Raw genomic sequence first — 18,392 nt, forward strand, 5'->3', positions numbered from 1 at the left:
CCGCGGATAGGCGTAAGCGCCCTGCTGCTTCAGGCTCGGCGCTTCAATGCTGAATGACGAGAAAGCGGATGAAACATGCGACATCTGTATTTAGCTGGCGCTACGACATCTGAATCCGGGTATGACATTTGGTGTAGGTCCCAAGTTCAGATGTCGTGTTTCCGCTAAATAAAAATGTCGTGTTTTGGCCTGTAGGTTGATCGCCTGCACCCTTGGGAGCGCCGGCGATGAACGCGACTGGGACGATCACCATGACGATGCGTGAAGTGGATCGGTTGAAGGTCATCGAGGCTGTAGCCGAGTGTCGGCTCAAGCCGGGCCAGGCGGCCGAACGATTGGATTTGAGCGTGCGGCAGATTGAGCGTCTGGTATTGCGCTATCGCGCGGCCGGCGTGGCCGGATTGGTGTCAGGCAAGCGTGGGCGCCCGAGCAATCATCAGTTGCCGGCTGGAAAGGCGCAGCGGGCGCTGGCATTGATCCGCGAGCGCTACGCGGATTTTGGGCCGACCTTGGCCTGCGAGAAGCTGCGTGAATGTCACGGCATTGATCTGGCTGTTGAAACGGTTCGTACGCTGATGAGGGCTTCCGGCCTATGGATTCCACGCAAGCAACGCCCGCCGAAGGTCTACCAACCGCGCAACCGCCGTGCATGCCTCGGGGAGCTGATCCAGATCGACGGTAGCGACCACCGTTGGTTCGAGGACCGTGCGCCAGCTTGCACGCTGCTGGTGTTCATCGACGATGCAACCGGACGGTTAATGGCGCTGCATTTCACGGCGACCGAATCGACGTTCAGCTATTTTGAAGCGCTGTCGAAGTATTTGGATTCGCATGGCAAGCCGATGGCGTTCTATAGCGACAAGGCCAGCGTCTTTTATGTGAAGAAGCGCTCGGAGACCGCGGGCAAAGGCGTCACGCAGTTTGGCCGAGCGCTGTACGAGCTCAATGTCGACGCGTTCTGTGCAAACTCAAGTCAGGCCAAGGGACGTGTCGAGCGAGCGCACCTGACGCTGCAGGATCGGTTGGTCAAGGAGTTGAGATTGCGCGGCATCAACACCGTGACCGACGCCAACGCTTATGCGCCCTCCTTCATCGCCATGTATAACGCGCGCTTCGCGAAGCCGCCGCGCAGCGGCTTTGATGCGCACCGGCCGCTGCGGGATGACGAGAATCTGGACTGGCTGCTGACCTGGCGCGAAACGCGCCGGGTCTCGAAGTCCCTGACGGTGCTGTACGACCGGGTGCTGTATCTGCTGGACGATACGCTCGAGAATCGGAAGCTGATTCATCGCTACATCGACGTCTGGGAGTACCCGGATGGCCGGATTGAAATACGGGCCGATGGCGAGGTATTGCAATGCCGCCTTTACGACAAGCTGGCAGAGGTCGATCAAGGCGTAATCATCGACCACAAGCGTCTGAGTCACGCACTGCAGGTCGCTGAAGCGATCCAGGCGCAGCGCGACAATCGTCGCATCTCGGGCTCACCGTCGCGCGCCAATCGCGGGCTGCCAGTGCGGCCCAAGACATCGGTACCGGGCGCAAAGAAACAGCGTGCGTTCACGGAGGCCGATATCGAAGCAGCCATCCTGCAGGTTGCTTCACAAGCCAATCAGGCGGAATCGAACCGGTGGTCTGCCAAGGCCCGCGGATAGGCGTAAGCGCCCTGCTGCTTCAGGCTCGGCGCTTCAATGCTGAATGACGAGAAAGCGGATGAAACATGCGACATCTGTATTTAGCTGGCGCTACGACATCTGAATCCGGGTATGACATTTGGTTGTAGTGGCTAGATTGAAATGTCCGCTTTTGGCTACATAGAAATGTCCGCTTTCGTGCCGCGTAAGCTGTTCGGCCGCCGGGTGTCCGGCGCCGGAGGCTGCGATGGCTGCAACGGAGCGGATCACGATGACGATGCGCGAACTGGACCGGTTCAAGGTCATTCAGGACGTGGCGGATGGCACGCTCAAGCCGTGGCGCGCGGCAGAACGACTGGGTTTGACGGTGCGACAGATCGAGCGTCTGGTGATCCGCTACCGGGAATCTGGTGCGGCTGGACTGACCTCGCGCAAGCGTGGCCAACAAGGTAACCGGCGTCTGGACGATCACCATGACGACGCGGGGGCCGCGCTGCTGATCGCGTTGTCGGGCAACGCGCGTTATCTGCCGCACCTCGACGAGGCCAGGCGCCACCGCGGCGTCGAATGGACCGCCGATCTTGCCGAAGCTGCATCGGCAGCCAATGCGCAATCGTCGGCCTGCCGTTGCTGCCGGTCGATCGTGCAGTTGCGCAAACAACTGGCCGAGTTGCCGCGCGTCGTCGTGCGGTTGAGGCCCTGGCTTTCACCCGAAGCGCTCGAAGCGAGGGCAAACGCCGTTCGCATTGCCTATCGAAGCGGCGGCGCCGATGCGGCGCTGCCGATCGCCCGTCGCTAGGCGCTCGGCCCACCCTCGCGCGCTGACGCGCCGAATCCCACGCACCGCCACGCACGCCTCCCTCCCCGACCGCTTCCCCGCAGTCGCCGCATCTCGATTCCGAGCGATTCCGCAGAGGACCTTTCCTGCGCAGCGCCTTAATCGACCGCCGCCCGATCTCCAATAATGGCCGCTCGATCCATCGGCCGCCAGGCCGGTCCAACAACAACAAACACCTATGCATCCCTGCCAATCGAACCAGCATGCCGGCGCACGCGTCGCGGGGACCGTCATTGCCGCCTGCCTGACCGGCTTCGTGCCGGACGTCGCGCTTGCCCAGAGCAGCGTGACGCTGTACGGCCTGATCGACACGTCGATCACCTACTCGACCAACCAGCGCACGCGCGGTGCCGGCTCGCCCGGCAGCGGCGGCGTCGCGATGACGAGCGGCGCACTGAACGCATCGCGCTGGGGGCTGCGTGGCCGCGAGGATCTGGGCGGCGGAACGGCCGCGGTCTTCGCGCTCGAAAACGGCTTCTCGGGCACCACCGGCAAGCTGTCGCAGAAAGGCGTCGACCTGTTCGGCCGCCAGGCGTGGATCGGCGTGAGTTCGCAGACGGCCGGCACGCTGTCCTTCGGCCGCCAATACGACCTGATCCTCGATTTCGTGACGCCGCTCGGCGCGTCCGGCCCCGGCTGGGGCGGCAACCTCGCGGTTCACCCGTACGACAACGACGATTCGAACCGCAATCTGCGCATCAACCACGCGGTGAAGTACACGAGCCCGATGGTTCGCGGGCTGAGGTTCGGCGCGATGGTCGGGTTCTCGAACACGGCCGGCCAGTTCTCCAACAACGCGGTGTGGAGCACGGGCGTGTCGTATGCGAACGGGCCGCTGAAGCTCGGCGCCGGCTACCTGAAGATCAGCCGCGACCGCAACGCGCCGAACCCGGACGGCGCGCTCAGCACGGTCGACGGTTCGGCGACGATCACGGGCGGCAACCAGCAGATCTGGGCGATGGCCGGGCGTTATGCATTCGGGCCGCACTCGGTCGGCGCCGCGTGGTCGCATTCGACCACCGACGGCGTGACAGGCGTGCTTCAGGGCGGCAACATCGTGCCGCTGAAGGGCGAATCGCTGGTTTTCGACAACTTCACGATCGACGGACACTACTTCGTCACCCGTGCGCTGAGCGTCGCCGCCGCGTACACGTACACGATGGGCCGCTTCGACACCCGCACGGGCCAGACGCGCCCGAAATGGAACCAGGTCGTCGCGCAGGTCGACTATGCGCTGTCGAAGCGCACGGATGCCTATCTCGAAGGCACGTACCAGAGCGTGAGCGGCGGCAACGGCAATCCGGCGTTCAACGCGACCGTCTGGACCTTGACGCCTTCCGCGAACGGCAACCAGGCCGTCGTCGCGCTGGGGCTGCGGCACAAGTTCTGACGAAGCCGCGTGCGCCGCGGCCTCATGCGGCCTCACGCGGCCGACCGACGGCATCCGGCAAGGGCTCCCAGCATCACCCCGCTGTCCGCGACCGGCACTGACAAGGCCGTGCCCCATGCGCGGCCTTGTCCGCTGTGGCGTGCGGCGCATACCGCACCCCGCTGGCGGTCGCAAGAATGCCTCCCGACTGTCGCGTTTGCGCAAAAAATGCGGAGAAACTGGGCACGTTGTGACATTTTTCCTAATCTATTTGCAGCGACGCCGCGATCCGGCGTTCCGGTCGCAACATTCTTTCATCTGGCGCACCATCGGCTTACGAGCCCGCATCACGGCAACGGAGCCGGACCTTTCGCGCCATGGCGGCCGGACAGCTGCGTGCGGATGGCACGCGCCACGCTTTCAATGCAGTCAACCGCTGGAGACGAACGATGAGCAAAATGAACCGAATTGCGGTCCTGGCAACTTTCGTACTGCTTGCCGGTTGTCACAACGCGGCGAAAACGCCCGAGAATGCCGGCGCGGCGCCGCAGCCCTCGAGCGAAACCGTCGCGACGGTGACGGCCGACGATCTGAACAACCCGAACAGCCCGCTCGCCAAGCGCAGCATCTACTTCGATTTCGACCAGTACTCGGTGAAGCCCGAATTCCAGTCGCTGCTGCAGGCGCACGCCGACTACCTGCGCAGCCACCCGGCGCGGCACGTGCTGATCCAGGGCAACACCGACGAGCGCGGCACGTCCGAATACAACGTCGCGCTCGGCCAGCGCCGCTCGCAGGCCGTGATGAGCGCGCTTGAAACGCTTGGCGTGCAGGCCACGCAACTGGAGGCGGTCAGCCTCGGCAAGGAGAAGCCGGTCGCGCTCGGCCACGACGAGGAAGCGTGGGCGCAGAACCGCCGCGCCGATCTCGTCTATCGTTGATCCAGGCGCCGCCGCCGCGGCGATACGTAAAAAGCATGGAATAACTGCGCCGCCGAAACGTCTTCTCATCGCGCAGACGCGCGGTTCACGCGAACCGCCTTTCCTGTCGCCTGCGCGCTGCAAGGAGATTGCAATGAAATCGGCAACGTTGGCTGCGGCGCTGATCGCGGCGCTGGTGCTCGTGCTGTCGGCGGGCTGTACGTCGTCGGGCAGCGGCGTGTCGCAAGGCCCGGGCATGAGCCGGTATGGCGGCTCGGGAGGCAGCGGTGGCGGAGGGTGCGGAGGCTACTGACCTGGCGCGCCGCGGCAAGGAAAACGGGGCGACGCATCGCGCGCGAGCGCCGGAAACCGGCTGCCTCGCCCACGACGCCCCGCCCCCGGGCCACGACTCAACGCATCGCCTTCACGTCGGCCGGCGTGACGCTCGCGGGCTGGCCGCCCCACGTCGCGCGCAGGTAGTTCGAGAGCTGCGCGAGTTCGTCGTCGCCGAGCGTGCGCGCGAAGCCCGGCATCGGCTGCAGGTTTTCGAAGCCGGCGAACTTCTGTTCGTCGATGCCGTCGAGCATCGCGACCAGTAGGTTGCGCGGATCGCCCTGGCGCACCGTCGAGTTGCCGTTCATCGGCACCGCCACGTGCGGCTTGCCTTCGCCGTTGAAACCGTGACAGCCGGCACAGACCGCGAGATACACCGAGCGGCCGGCGGCCAGCTGCGCGGCGTCGGCCGACACCGGCTTCACCGGTTGCGGCGCGGGCGGCGTATCGCCTAGCAGGTACACCGACAGCGCGCGCAGGTCGTCCTTCGTCAGGTACTGCGTGCTCAGGTGCACGACCGGATACATCTCGCCGAACGCCGAGCCTTGCGGCGCGATGCCGACGCCGAAGAACGTCTGCAGGTCGGTACCCGTCCAGCCGCGCGCGGCCAGACCGGCCGGCGTGATGTCGGGCGCGGCCACACGGCCGAGCGCCGCCCCCGCGAACGGCTTCGCACCGTCGAGCTGCCCGGTGAACGCGCGCGGCGTGTGACATTCCGCGCAGTGGCCGAGCGCACCCGCGAGATAGCGGCCGCGCTGCCAGTCGGCGGATTGCCCGGCCGACGCGTCCGGCAGGCTGTCCTTCAGGAACACCATGTCCCAGAAAACCATGCCGAAGCGCAGGTTGTACGGGAACTTGAGTTCATGCGCGCGGTTTTCCTGCGCGACCGGCTTGACCGTCATCAGGTACGCGTACATCGCGTCGGTGTCGGCACGCGTGAGCTGCCGGTACGACGTGTACGGCATCGACGGGTACAGGCGCTTGGCCCGCGCCTTGCCGTCGTGCAGCGCGGCGTAGAAGTCGTCGGCGCTCCAGTTGCCGATCCCGTGATCCTTGTCGGGCGTGATGTTCGAGCCGTAGAACGTGCCGAACGGCGATTCGAGCGCCGCGCCGCCGGCGAACGGCGCGCCGTCCTTCGCGGTGTGGCACGCCGCGCAGTCGGCGGCCTTGACGAGATAGCGCCCGCGCGCGATCTGGTCGGCGCCGGGTGCGCCGGACGCCGCGCTCGACGCCGGCGCGTCGTGGCCGCCGCAGGCGGCGAGCAGCAGCGCGCAGGCCGCCGCGAGCGCGGGCAGGCCCGCGGCCCGTGCGACACGATGAGCGAATGTGCGTTTCATGCGGCGTCCTTCACGAGTCCCGGCGTCGTCAGCACCACGTCCTTGACGGCTTCGTAGTAGCGGACATAGCCCGTGCAGCGACAAAGATGCGCGTCGAGCGCATCGGTGATCGTGCGCTCCACGTCGGCCTTCGCGATCGGCTCGCGCTTCAGGCGTTCGATCAGCACGGTCGCCGCGTTGACGAAACCCGGCGTGCAGTAGCCGCACTGGAAGCTGAAGTGCTCGAGGAACTTCTGCTGGATCGGCGACAGCTCGACCACTTCGCCTGCTTCGTTGCGCTTCGCATGGCCTTCGATCGTGCGGATCGAACGGCCGTGAAAGAAGTGCGCGCCGGTAATGCAGGTGCGCATCTCCTCGCTCGTGCCGTCCGGCTTGTCGACGATCACGACGCACGCGTGGCAGATGCCCTGCCCGCAGCCGAGCCGCGAACCGGTGAGGCCGGCGTACTCGTGGAGGAACTCGATCATCATCAGCCCTTCGGGCACCTGCATCGGGCCGACGGACTTGCCGTTGATCCTGACCGACAGCGGCTTCTGCTGGAACCGGACGAGCGGACGCTCGACGGCGGCCGATGCCGGTGCCGATGCCGGCGCGGCAGGCGCGGACGCCGGTGCGACGGAAGCCGCGGTCGGTGCGGCAGCGCCGGTCGCAGCCGCGCCGGCGCTCGCGGCCGAAGCCGCGGTTTGGGCGGTCGTCATGCGAGCACCTCCTGAATCTTTTGCGGGGTCACCGGCAAGTCGGTGAAACGATGGCCGATCGCGTGCGCGATGCCGTTCACGATCGCGCCGACGACAGGGATCATCACCACTTCGGCGACACCCTTCGGCGGATCGGTTTCGGACAGCGGCGGCAGCACGTCGTCCGTCTGCGTCCAGACGGCGACGTCGGATGCGCGCGGCAACCGATAACGGTTGAAGTTCCACGTGCCGTTGCCGGGGCCGTCCTCGTAGAGCGGCAGGTATTCATGCAGCGCATGGCCGATGCCCATCGCGAGACCGCCCTGCAACTGGCCCGACACGAGCTGCGGCGAAATCTGGTTGCCGCATTCCATGATCGAGTGGTGCGTGAGCAGTTCGACCTTGCCGGTCGCTTCGTGCACGGCCAGCTCGACGAGCGTGCCGACCGCCGTGTAGTACGTGACGGCCGCGTTGTTGCGGCTCGTCGGCGGGATGAACACGCGCTTGCGATCGAGCACGCGATAGCCGTTCGCGGTCGGCGGCAGCGTGCCGCGCAGCGCGGTCGCGCCCGACGGTGCGGCGGTGCCCGGCACCGGGCCGTCGTCGGCCCCGGTCTTCGGCGCGCCGACACGCAGCGACAGCCCGTCGATCGGCAGACGCTCGACCGTGCCGCCCACGTCGAACTCGGCGTCGGTCCACTGCCAGCGGTTGAACACGTGCACGACGGCGCCGGTCGGCAGGCCGAGCGCATGCGCCTGCTTCGCGAGCTGCTCGAACGTCAGCGGCTCGAGGCCGTCGGCGGTCAGCTTGCCGTCGACCCAGCGCGCATCTTCGATACGAATCGTGTACGGCGCGGCCTGGCCGCCGCCCAAGCCACGCGTCCAGATCGACATCGCGGCCGGCCACAGCCCGTGGCGGAACACCGCGCGCGCGGCCTCGCGCGTGCTGTGCGTGAAGTAGTACGCCGAATTCGTCGCGCTCGACGGCGACGCATAGCCCGGCGACCAGCGCGGGTTCGCGCTCAGGCGGTCCTGGTCGGCCTGCGACATCAGGTACGGATCGCCGCTCGTCTCGATCGGCAGGTCCGGCCATTCGGTTACGGCCACGCGGACGTCGGTCGCCGGGCGGCCGAGCCATTTCGCGACCGCGACGGCCTGCGACGTCGACATCCCCGTGCCGATCTCCGCGGCCGTGTGTTGCAGCGACACCTTGCCGTGCGCGTCGAATTCGACCTTCGCGAACGATGCTTCCGCGCCCGTGCCGAAATCCTTCTGCACGCACGCGAAGCCGACGCCGTAGCGCTTGCCCGGATGCGCGGCCTCGAATTCGGCCTTGCGCGCGGCGCGGCGCGTCCACAGCGGATGCTGCTTCGCACGCTCCAGCACTTCGTCGACGCGCAGCGCGCCGGCGGGAATCGCGCCCTGCGTGTTCTTCATCCCCGAACGCAGCGCGTTGCGCAGACGGAAGTCGATCGGGTCGATGTTCAGTTGCGCGGCGATCTCGTCGATCGCCATCTCGGTCGCGGCCATGCTCTGCAGCGTGCCGTAGCCGCGTGCGGAGCCGGCGTCGATCGCGCGCGACGCGATCGCGACCGCCGCGAGGTCGCTCTTCGGGAAGTAGTAGATCGATTGCGCGGCGGTGGCGCCGACCATCGCGACCGACGGCGAGAAGTTCGAGCGCCCGCCACCGTTCGCCTCGAAGTCGCCCTTGAACGACTGCAGCAGGCCCGTGTTGCGGTCGACCGCGATCCGGTAATGCATCTTGAACGCGTGACGCTTCAGCGACGTCTGGAACTGTTCGTAGCGGTCGTTCGCGAAACGCACCGGGCGGCCGTCCGCGTACAGTGCGCAGACGAGACCGTAGAACGGCACGTTGCAGTGATCCTTCGAGCCGTAGCCGACCGTGTAGCACGGATGCACGAACAGCTTCTTCACCGGGAAGCGGCATTTCGCGACCATCGCGGCGGCGTTCTCCGACACTTCGAGCGGCGACTGGGTCGGCACGACGAGGTGCAGCGCTTGCGTCGCGGCGTCGTACCAGCAGTTCGCGTTGTCGGGTTCGAGCGCGGCCGTATCGACCGACTGCGTGTTGTATTCGCGGTCGAACACGAGCCAGTCGGCCGACGGATGGTCGAGCTCGCCGGCGATCTGCCCGGCGAGGAACATGCCCTGCTCGTCGAGCTTGCCGTGCTCCTTGCCGTCCGGCCAGACCGGCAGGTGCTTGCGCATCATGCTCGGGAAGATCGGCGCGTCCTTCAGGCTCGAATAGACGTCGTCGTCATAGGCGGTCTTGCCGCCCACGCGCACGTAACGGAAGGTACCCCACGGATCGCGCTCGAGCGGGCCCGTGACCGTGCCGTAGCGGATCACGTCGTCGCGGAACTTCAGCGCATTCTTCGCGAAGCGGAAGCGCGCGAAGTCGTGATAGATCAGGATCGCGACCGCATGGCCGAGATACGCGGGCGTCTTGCCGGCCGGCAACAGCATGTCGTCGCCGTAGAACGCCGGGAACGCGACGCCGTCGCGCGCGAGATCGTCGGCGGTGACCACGCGGTCCGGCTTCAGCTCGTCGCCGAGCAGCGACAGGTCGAAGCCTTCGTATGTACGATCGGCCTGCGTGACGCGCAGGATCATCGCGTGCGACTGCTGCTGCGGCCAGTGCGGCATGTCGGCGGCGCGCACGTCGCGGGCGAACACTTTCGAGCCCGTGACCTTCGCGATACCGTCGATGCGGAATTGGGGGATGCCGGTGACGCTATCCCATTTGACGGGAGTGAGGAGTTTTTCTTCGAAGAGCGCCGCGAACGCGCGGCTGCCGATGGGCGCGACATACACCGCGACGCCCGCCAGCACGCTGGCTTTCAGAAAACCCCGCCGTGACAGGCCGTGGTTTTTCATTGGGGGAACCTCCTGAGGCGGCTCGGACGGCGATCGGGTGTCGCGGCGTTCGGAGCGGCGCGCATTCTGGCATTCTTTTTGATATATCGCCTATAGTATTTCCCGCATGAAATACTTATCGAAATTCTTATAACGGGACTCAGCCGGGCTGCGGCGGGTGGTCGCGGGGGCGATTCGTTGTTCGTTTGCGTGCGGCTGGCGGCCGCCGCACCGGCTTCGCGGTCTGCGATCGGCCGCCGCACATCGTTCCGTTCGCAACGATGCTGCCTTCGTGCCGACGAATCCGCAAGCCTCCCGCAGCCGTGGTTTACGACTATCGCGCGAGGCGGTGCGCGGCGCTGCCGGGCGGCCCGCGATGCCGGTTTTTCATGGTAATGTCGTGCGCATCCGGCTCGGCCGGGCGCCCGCCACGTGCCGTGCGGATGCCGCCAGCCATCGCGACATCGTGTCGAGGTCAACGACCATGGCAGTCAGGGCATCTCTCCTGAACTCCGTTCTCGCCACTCCCCCCTCCGGCAATCACCGCGTGACGGCCGCGCTGCGTCCGTCGATGCTCGTGACGCTGTTCGAGGACGTGCGCCCGATGGCGATGTCCGGGCTCGCGAGCGGCTTCGTCGCGGCCGTCGCGCTGATGCGGCTGCAGCAGCTCTGGTGCCTCGTATGGCTGATCGTCGACATCGCCCTGCTCGCCACGCGGCTCTCGATCGCGCGGGCCTACGCGGTTCGACGCGACGCCGGCGACGACCGTACCGAATATTGGGCGAGGCGCTATGCGCCCGTGTCGCTCGTCGCGTGCTTCGTGCTCGGCCTCGGCGTGATGGGCTGCGTGCAAGCCGCCGACGTCGAGCTCGGCACGCTGTCGGTGATGGTCGCGGGCGGCGTGTTCGGCGGGATCGCGTCGCGCAATTCGGCGCTGCCGCGGCTCGCGATGACGCAGGTCGCGCTCGGCGTGCTGCCGATCGGCGTCGGCGCGCTGCTGGCCCATCGGCCGGGCGCGTGGCTGCTGTTGCCGCCGCTGGCGATCTATCTCGCGGCGATGCGCACGGTGGTGCAGCGCCACTACCGCGTGCTCGTCGCGCTGATCGCCACGCGCCAGCGCAATGCCGAACTCGTCGCCCGCTTCGACGCCGCCCTCACCTACATGCCGCACGGCCTGTGCATGATCGACGACGAGAGCCGCGTGATCGTCGCGAACCGGCGCACCGCGCAACTGTTCGGCTCGCCGCGCGAGATCATGCTCGACACGCCGCTGCCGGCCGTCGTCGCCGCGCTCGGCGCCAATGCCGTGATCGATCCCGGCGGCGCCGGCCTCGCCGTGCAGTGCGACAACTGGCTGAACCGAGACGAACCCGGGTCGCTCGACATCACGCTCGCCGACGGCCGCCAGCTCGAACTGACGCGCCACCGCGTACCGGACGGCAACGCGGTGATCATCGTCGAGGATGTCACCGCGCGCCGCCAGACCGAACAACACATCCGGCACCTCGCGCGGCACGACGCGCTGACGGGCTTGCCGAATCGCCACGAACTGCACGCGCAGCTCAAGCGGATGCTCGCGCGCCGGCCGCGGCTGCCGAGCCCCGCGTTCGCGGTCATGTATCTCGACCTCGACGGTTTCAAGTCGATCAACGACCGCTTCGGCCACCAGGCCGGCGACGAAGTGCTCACGCAGGTCGCCAGGCGGCTCGGCAAGACGTTGCCGCCGGGCGAACTCGCCGCACGCATCGGCGGCGACGAATTCATCGTCGCGATCGACGACACGACGATGCATGCGTGCTCGATTCTCGCCGCGCGCATCATTCGGCAGATTTCGGCGCCGTACACGCTGTCGATCGGACAGACCGTCTGCATCGGCATCAGCATCGGCATCGCACTCGACGACGGGCACGGCTCGCCCGACGAGTTGATCCGGCAGGCAGACAGCGCGCTGTACGACGCGAAGTCGGCCGGCAAGGGCATCTACTGTTTCTATTCGAGCGGCAGCCGCCGCGTGGCGCCGGTCACCGCAAACTGAGGCGGCGACGCGCGCCGCACCGCGCATTCCCCTTTCCGCATTTCCGTCACCGCGTCCGCCGCATCCTCCCGACGATTCAATTCCGAAACGTTTTGCCGGTTCCCACGTGGCGCCGCGCGTTCGCGTGTCACGTGACGTGTTCCGTAACATCGCCGTCCGGCACGTCCAAAGATGGCTGCAGAAGCCCGCACGATCGCGGCAGAGGGCGGTATTTCGCGGCTGGCACTCTTATTGCTCCTTGATGGGGAAAGAACGTTTCAGGGAGCCCCAACATGAATACCGTCGACGTCATCGCACGAACCGAAATCATCGACGAACAGGCTGTGATCGACGGCGCGTCGCTGATTCGCCGGCTCGTGTCCGACCGTCGGATGCCGGCCGCGTACGAAGCCGCATGCGTCGACAATCCGCCGCTCACGCTGTACGGCGCGTATCGCCAGGGCGTCGCCGATCACACCGCGCGGCGAGCAAATCCCTATCGCGCCGGCAGCCGTTTCTGGGCCCTGTGGGAAGAAGGACGTCTCGAAGCTGAAACATCCGGCCGGTAAGCCGGTTGTACGCGTCGCCCCTGTCGCGACAAGGGATCGACGCGATATTCCACGCGTGGATGCAGCCGGCCGATGCGCCGGCATGCGTTCATCGCTGCAACATCCGCCTCGGTCTGGCGAGGCATCCTCGTCGATCAAGAAAAACGCGGGCAGTAGCGATCGGGGTTGGCGACACTACACCGATCGCCAGCGAATCACGATGCGATCGCCAAAGCGCGCACGGCATGTCGATGCCCGACGCCGCACACCCACATCAAGCAGCCACGCGCGCGCCCCTTCAGCCGAACAACTTCATCGCCGTCGTCAACGTATTCACGACGCCCCAAGCCAGCGGCACCAGCACATACAGCCAGAACACGGCCAGCACCGCCTTGTTGGTCGGACGAACGGCAGTCACGGTTTGATTCATTTCCCAGCGTCTCCAGAATTTATTTGCCGGCTTCGAGTTGCGCATCGGTCATGTGATGGCGCTCGTTCACGTGCTTGACGAACAGGTTGCAGACGAAACCGATCACGAGCAGCGCCGCCATGATGTGAACCGTCATCGTGTACGCGTCGGCCTTCACGACGCCGTGCGCAACTTCATACGCACGGATGTAGTTCACGAGAACCGGCCCCGCGATACCCGCCGCGGCCCACGCCGTCAGCAGCCGTCCATGAATTCCGCCGACATATGCGGTGCCGAACATGTCCGCGAGATACGCCGGCACCGTCGAGAACCCGCCGCCGTACATCGACAGAATCAGGCAGAACGTCAGCACGAACAACGCGATCTGCCCCGACGCCGCAAACAGCGGCACGCAGAAATACAGCACCGCACCGAACGCGAAGAAAATGAAATATGTGTTCTTGCGTCCCACCCAGTCCGACGCCGATGCCCACACGAAGCGCCCGCCCATGTTGAACAACGACAGCAGCCCGACGAAGCCGGCCGCGGCCGCCGCGCTCACCGCCCCCTTGAAACTTTCCTGAATCATCACCGATGCCTGCCCGATGATGCCGATCCCGGCGGTCACGTTGAGGAACAGCACGAGCCAGATCAGATAGAACTGCGGCGTCTTCAGCGCTTCGTCGATGTGCACGTGATTCGACGTGATCATCTTGTTCTTCGTCACCGCGGGCGGCGTCCAGCCGGCCGGCTTCCACCCGGCGGGCGGCACGCGGATCGCGAGCGAGCCGATCGACATCGAGATGAAGTATGCGATGCCGAGCACGATGAACGTCTCGGCGACGCCGACACTCGTCGCGCTCTTGAAGTGATTCATCAGCGCGACGGACAGCGGCGCGGCGATCATCGCGCCGCCGCCGAAGCCCATGATCGCCATCCCGGTCGCCATCCCGCGGCGATCGGGGAACCAGCGGATCAGCGTCGACACCGGCGACACGTAGCCGAGCCCCAATCCGATGCCGCCGACCACGCCATAGCCGATGTACAGCAGCATGATCTGGTGCGTCTTCACGCCGAGCGCGGAAATCAGGAAGCCGCCGCCGAAGCAGCATGCCGCCGTGAACATGGTGCGACGCGGGCCGACCCGTTCGAGCCACTTGCCGGCAAAGGCCGCCGACAAGCCGAGGAAGAAGATCGCGAGCGAGAAGATCCAGCCAAGCGTCGTCAGCGACCAGTCACCGGGCGCGGATTCGGTGACGCCGATCACTTTCGTGAGCGGGCCGTTGAATACCGAGAACGCGTAGGCCTGGCCGATACACAAATGCACGGCCAGTGCCGCGGGCGGCACCATCCAGCGCGAAAACCCCGGTTGCGCGATGGTGGCTTCCTTGGAAAAGAAAGGCGCGGCGCCCGCGGGGGCGCCTGGCTCGATAACGCTGCTCATCAGTGGTGTCTCCGTTGGGGGATCGTGTGCGATCCGTTTTGTATGTCGGCGTTTCGACCGGGCGCTGTCGTCGCTCGTCTGGCGGGAGCGCCGCCTTATATGCAACGCGCGATCATATTGAAAGGCGCGTCGGGTCGATCCGCTGGCCGTTTTTGGCATCGGCCTTGGAGAACTTAGTTGATCAAAACTGCATGTTCAATATGCAATTTTTTATCCTATTCGGGATGACCCGGGCGGCGAAGCGAGTCAGGACAGGCTTGAATGCCCTGCCCGGTCGGCTCCCGACGGGCCCCGGCCGCGGCGCCGGGCGAGCGGCCCGCTGAATGTCGCTTGTCGCGTGATCGCGACCGATGCGCGCCTCCAAATCATGCGACGGGTCGGCGCCACGAACCATCGGATGCGGCTCCCCGCATCGCTCGCCGTGGCCCATCCGCGCAATCGCTCGCCGCGCGTCCGTGCGTGCGTGAATTCGTGAATTGGATCGAACGGGTATGGGAACCGTATTTCGATCGACGCGTGCAAGCGTTCGGCACGGAACGCGCCCGGCGCGGCGCGCAGCGCTCGTTTCCTCTATAAGATGGCAGATTCCGTTCATCGAACGATGCTGCCATGACTTCCTCCTCACCCCGAAATCCCATTCACTGCGAAATCGATCTCGACGCGCAAGGCAAGCACGCGGGCTACCTGCGGCTGCCGCACTCCGTGCACCGCTCCGCATACGGCTGGCTGCCGATCCCGATCGCGTCGATCCGCAACGGCGACGGCCCGGTCGCGCTCGTCATGGCCGGCAACCACGGCGACGAGTACGAAGGCCAGATCATCGTGTCGCAACTGATGCGCGAGATCGAGCCCGACATGATCAGCGGGCAGTTGATCCTGCTGCCGATGGCGAATTTCCCGGCGGCGGACGCGGGCCAGCGCGTGTCGCCGCTCGACGAAGGCAACCTGAACCGCAGCTTTCCCGGCGACCCGACCGGCACGCCGACGCAGATGATCGCCCACTACATCGAGCACGCGCTGCTGTCGCGCGCGCAGTATCTGGTCGACCTGCATTCGGGCGGCAGTTCGCTGCTGTACCAGGGCGGCAACATGCTCGCGATCGATCCGCTCGACGCCGACGAAGCCGCGAAGCTCAACGGGCTGCTGGTCGCGTTCGGGTTGCAGAATGCGCTGCTGCACGCGCCGAATCCCGTGCATTCGGCGTCGGCCGCGCGCCGGCAAGGCGCGATCTCGATCGTCACCGAACTCGGCGGCGCCGGCATGGCCGACCCGTCGCTGATCCGGCTCGGCCGGCACGGGCTGCTGCATTACCTCGGCTACATCGGGCTGCTGCACGGCGCGCTCGTGCCAGACGCGCCGCCGACCGTCACGCGCTTCATGCGCGTCGACGGCGATCGCCATTTCGTCTATGCGTACGAGCGGGGGCTGTATGAACCGCTCGTCGAACTCGGCGATCAGGTGAAGGCCGGGCAGCCGGCCGCGTGGGTGCATTTTCCCGATACGCCATTGCGCGAACCGGTGCTGCACCGGTTCAACGGCGATGGCGAGGTGGTGTGCAAGCGCGTGCCCGCGCAGGTGCGGCGGGGAGATTGCCTGTTTCAGTTGGCGGAATTGTCGACCCCGCCGCGTGTCATCGAGTGACGAATCCGACTGGCGCGTTCGCGACGTCGTACGCCGACGCCGGTGCATACGCGCTGATCGTCAGTCGGACGACATCGGCGACTCGTTTCCCTGCGCCACGCCGCATTGATGGCAATGCGGGAAGAAGAAGAAATTCCGGCCGCCGCATTCGCATACGTTGAAAAGCTTCAATCCACAATGCACGCAGAAAGTGGAATCGTCGCCGCCGAGATTCCATTGTTTGTCGCATGACGGGCAGCGCTTTTTCTCGAGTGACCGGACGGCTTTTTCGTATCCGATCGTGCGCGCGCGTTCGCCCTGATCCTGCTGCAATTCGAGCCGTTTGCGTTCGGCATAGCGCTGAAACGCCTTCATCATGTAAAGACCGGCGAATACCGTGAGCACGATGCCGACCAGGACCCGGACATAGCCGCCGAAATTCGGCAAGTACGGGACCAGTTCAATGAAAAACGCACTCAGCGCAAACAGGCCGAAACCGTACACGAACGGCCAGTAGCGCGCCTTGCGGTAGCGGATGAACAGCCAGATCGCAACCAGCAGGATCGGTAGCGTCAGCGCCAGCCGCAGCCCGAACACCTGCATCTCGTAGTGCCGTGTGGCTTCGTCGAAGCGCCGTTCGGCTGCTGCGTTCGCTTCGGCGATTTGCGTGTCGACTTGAGTTTGCTGCGATGCCAATGCCCGTTGCTGGTCGCCGATCGCATCGATCTGATGCTGCCAGTTGACCACCACGGCCTGGAGCGTATCCAGCTTGCGCGTTCTCGCCAGAATGTCCGGGTCCCTCGCACCGTTTCCCGTCACCGCGCGGGTGGCCAGCCAGTTGCGGAAACTTTCCTTCTCGGCCGCGTATTCCTTCGCGGCGCGGCCGCGCGCCACTTCCATCGTGTCGACTTTCTCGGCAAGCGCGTCGCGCTGCGCCAGCAGCTGGCGGCGCGCCGCATCCAGCCGCGCTTTTGTCGGAGCATCGGCGAATTGCTCGACGACCGGCGGACCGCCGCTCGGAGCGAACGCCATGTCGCGAATCACGAGACTGCCGAGCATGTTCAGAAAGACGGCGAAGATGATCGCGATCACCCAGGAGGCGAGTCGCAGGAGCCGCGCAGGGCTGGTCAGGCCATCGCCGGAAGTCATCATTGTTTTTTTCCTTCTTGTTGGAATGGAGTGCCGCCATCTTGGACGAGGCATCAAATGTCCGCAACTGACCGGCAACCCTCCCCGTCATATAGAATGACGCGCTTTGCCCGTACGCCTATGTGGTTCAAGAACCTTCAGCTTCATCGTCTTCCGGCACCTTGGGCCGTCACCCCCGATCAGATGGAAAAATGGCTGGCGCCTCACGCGTTCCAGCCGGGCAGCAGCGTCGAAATGCAGCGCGTCGGATGGGCGTCGCCGCGTGACGACGGCGCGCTCGTGTATTCGATCAACCGGCAGATGCTGCTGGTGTTTCGCTCCGAAAAGAAGCTGCTCCCGGCATCGGTCGTCAATCAGGTCACCAAGGCGCGTGCACTCGAAGTCGAAGAGCAGCAGGGCTTCAAGGTAGGCCGGAAACAACTGCGCGAGCTCAAGGAACAGGTCACCGACGAACTGCTGCCGCGCGCGTTCAGCATTCGCCGCGATACCCGCGTGTGGATCGACACGGCGAACGGCTGGCTCGTCATCGATGCCGCAGCACAGGCGCTCGCCGACGACGTTCGCAGCCTGCTCGTCAAATCGATCGACGGGTTGCCGCTCGCGGGCGTTCAGGTGGCGCGTTCGCCGGTCGCCGCGATGACGGACTGGCTGTTGTCCGGCGACGCGCCGGGCGGATTCACCGTGGACCAGGACGCCGAGTTGCGCTCGAGCGGCGAAGGCGGCGCCACGGTGCGGTACGTCGGCCACGCGCTGGAAGCGAACGACATGCGCCGGCACATCGAAGCCGGCAAGCAATGCATGCGTCTCGCGATGACCTGGGATGACCGGATCTCGTTCGTGCTGACACCGGCGCTGACGATCAAGCGTGTCACGCCACTCGACGTGATCAAGGAGGCGGCGGATCCAACCGCGCAGAACGACGATGAGCGCTTCGACTCGGATGTCACGCTGATGACGGGTGAACTGGCGCGGATGCTGACGAGCCTCGTCGATATCCTGGGTGGCGATCAGCAGGACTCGATTCCTCAGCCGGCTGCAGCCTGAACGCCGTCGTCGTCGAGTATCGTCGCCCCGCGACGGCGGGGCTTCGCGCCGATGCGACGAATGAGAGGCGGACCGTCGCCACCGTGGCGGCGGGTCGCGCCGGGCGCTCGCCCCTCTGCCGATCCGCGGCGGTCATCTACGTCGCCCACTCCTCAAAACGGGCACGGCCCCCGCCACGCC

14 protein-coding genes and 1 pseudogene are annotated in these 18,392 nt (G+C 65.9%); 9 read left to right on the forward strand and 6 right to left on the reverse strand.

The annotated features are described in order from the left end of the window. Positions 1-227: 227 nt before the first annotated feature. From C4B30_RS34470 to C4B30_RS35755, 5 genes and pseudogenes are all read left to right on the forward strand, one after another. Positions 228-1,655, forward strand: a complete 1,428-nt coding sequence (locus tag C4B30_RS34470; RefSeq protein ID WP_105133654.1) for an ISNCY family transposase — start codon at positions 228-230, stop codon at positions 1,653-1,655. A gap of 226 nt (positions 1,656-1,881) precedes the next feature. Continuing rightward, positions 1,882-2,100: pseudogene (locus C4B30_RS34475) on the forward strand (helix-turn-helix domain-containing protein); the annotation flags it as partial. A 550-nt stretch (positions 2,101-2,650) separates the two neighbouring features. Then, positions 2,651-3,862: a porin gene (locus C4B30_RS34485; protein ID WP_105133655.1), complete on the forward strand. Its 1,212-nt coding sequence runs from the start codon at positions 2,651-2,653 to the stop codon at positions 3,860-3,862. A gap of 428 nt (positions 3,863-4,290) precedes the next feature. Then, positions 4,291-4,782, forward strand: coding sequence for a peptidoglycan-associated lipoprotein Pal (pal, locus tag C4B30_RS34495; protein ID WP_089501784.1), 492 nt, complete (start codon positions 4,291-4,293; stop codon positions 4,780-4,782). 133 nt (positions 4,783-4,915) lie between these two features. Continuing rightward, complete coding sequence (locus C4B30_RS35755) at positions 4,916-5,074, forward strand: hypothetical protein (protein WP_199779105.1); 159 nt, start codon at positions 4,916-4,918, stop codon at positions 5,072-5,074. A gap of 97 nt (positions 5,075-5,171) precedes the next feature. Here the strand turns inward: C4B30_RS35755 and C4B30_RS34500 are convergent, their stop codons facing one another. The 3 genes from C4B30_RS34500 to C4B30_RS34510 are packed head-to-tail and all read right to left on the reverse strand — an operon-like array spanning position 5,172 to position 10,005. Continuing rightward, positions 5,172-6,431: a cytochrome c gene (locus C4B30_RS34500; protein ID WP_105133656.1), complete on the reverse strand. Its 1,260-nt coding sequence runs from the start codon at positions 6,429-6,431 to the stop codon at positions 5,172-5,174. After that, on the reverse strand, positions 6,428-7,129 hold the full coding sequence (locus C4B30_RS34505; protein WP_105133657.1) for a (2Fe-2S)-binding protein: 702 nt from the start codon (positions 7,127-7,129) through the stop codon (positions 6,428-6,430). The genes C4B30_RS34500 and C4B30_RS34505 overlap by 4 nt, the downstream gene beginning before the upstream one ends. Further along, positions 7,126-10,005, reverse strand: a complete 2,880-nt coding sequence (locus C4B30_RS34510; RefSeq protein ID WP_105133658.1) for a xanthine dehydrogenase family protein molybdopterin-binding subunit — start codon at positions 10,003-10,005, stop codon at positions 7,126-7,128. The genes C4B30_RS34505 and C4B30_RS34510 overlap by 4 nt, the downstream gene beginning before the upstream one ends. A gap of 463 nt (positions 10,006-10,468) precedes the next feature. Here C4B30_RS34510 and C4B30_RS34520 point away from each other — a divergent pair, with 463 nt between their 5' ends. Continuing rightward, entirely contained in the window at positions 10,469-12,019 is a 1,551-nt protein-coding gene (locus tag C4B30_RS34520) for a sensor domain-containing diguanylate cyclase (protein ID WP_027780710.1), read from the forward strand. 272 nt (positions 12,020-12,291) lie between these two features. Continuing rightward, a complete protein-coding gene (locus C4B30_RS34525; RefSeq protein ID WP_105133659.1) occupies positions 12,292-12,567 on the forward strand; it encodes a hypothetical protein in 276 nt (91 codons plus the stop codon). A gap of 277 nt (positions 12,568-12,844) precedes the next feature. On the opposite strand, the gene C4B30_RS34530 is transcribed toward C4B30_RS34525, so the two are convergent. Both C4B30_RS34530 and C4B30_RS34535 read right to left on the reverse strand, forming a co-directional pair. Next, positions 12,845-12,976 carry an MFS transporter small subunit gene (locus tag C4B30_RS34530; protein ID WP_027780712.1) on the reverse strand — a complete coding sequence of 44 codons (132 nt, stop codon included), beginning with the start codon at positions 12,974-12,976 and terminating at the stop codon, positions 12,845-12,847. 19 nt (positions 12,977-12,995) lie between these two features. Continuing rightward, a complete protein-coding gene (locus C4B30_RS34535; protein ID WP_105133660.1) occupies positions 12,996-14,399 on the reverse strand; it encodes an L-lactate MFS transporter in 1,404 nt (467 codons plus the stop codon). A gap of 609 nt (positions 14,400-15,008) precedes the next feature. Between C4B30_RS34535 and C4B30_RS34540 the strand changes: the two genes are divergently transcribed. After that, the gene (locus C4B30_RS34540; protein WP_027780714.1) at positions 15,009-16,040 is read left to right on the forward strand and encodes a succinylglutamate desuccinylase/aspartoacylase family protein; all 1,032 of its coding nucleotides are present in this window, start codon (positions 15,009-15,011) and stop codon (positions 16,038-16,040) included. 60 nt (positions 16,041-16,100) lie between these two features. Here the strand turns inward: C4B30_RS34540 and C4B30_RS34545 are convergent, their stop codons facing one another. Continuing rightward, positions 16,101-17,168, reverse strand: coding sequence for a hypothetical protein (locus C4B30_RS34545; protein WP_442778471.1), 1,068 nt, complete (start codon positions 17,166-17,168; stop codon positions 16,101-16,103). Between the two features lie 120 nt (positions 17,169-17,288). Here C4B30_RS34545 and C4B30_RS34550 point away from each other — a divergent pair, with 120 nt between their 5' ends. Continuing rightward, positions 17,289-18,212 (forward strand): recombination-associated protein RdgC, encoded by a 924-nt coding sequence (locus C4B30_RS34550; RefSeq protein WP_105133662.1) that lies wholly within the window; start codon positions 17,289-17,291, stop codon positions 18,210-18,212. Positions 18,213-18,392: the final 180 nt, after the last annotated feature.

It is taken from the genome of Burkholderia sp. BE12 (assembly GCF_002959955.1).
GTDB lineage: Bacteria > Pseudomonadota > Gammaproteobacteria > Burkholderiales > Burkholderiaceae > Burkholderia.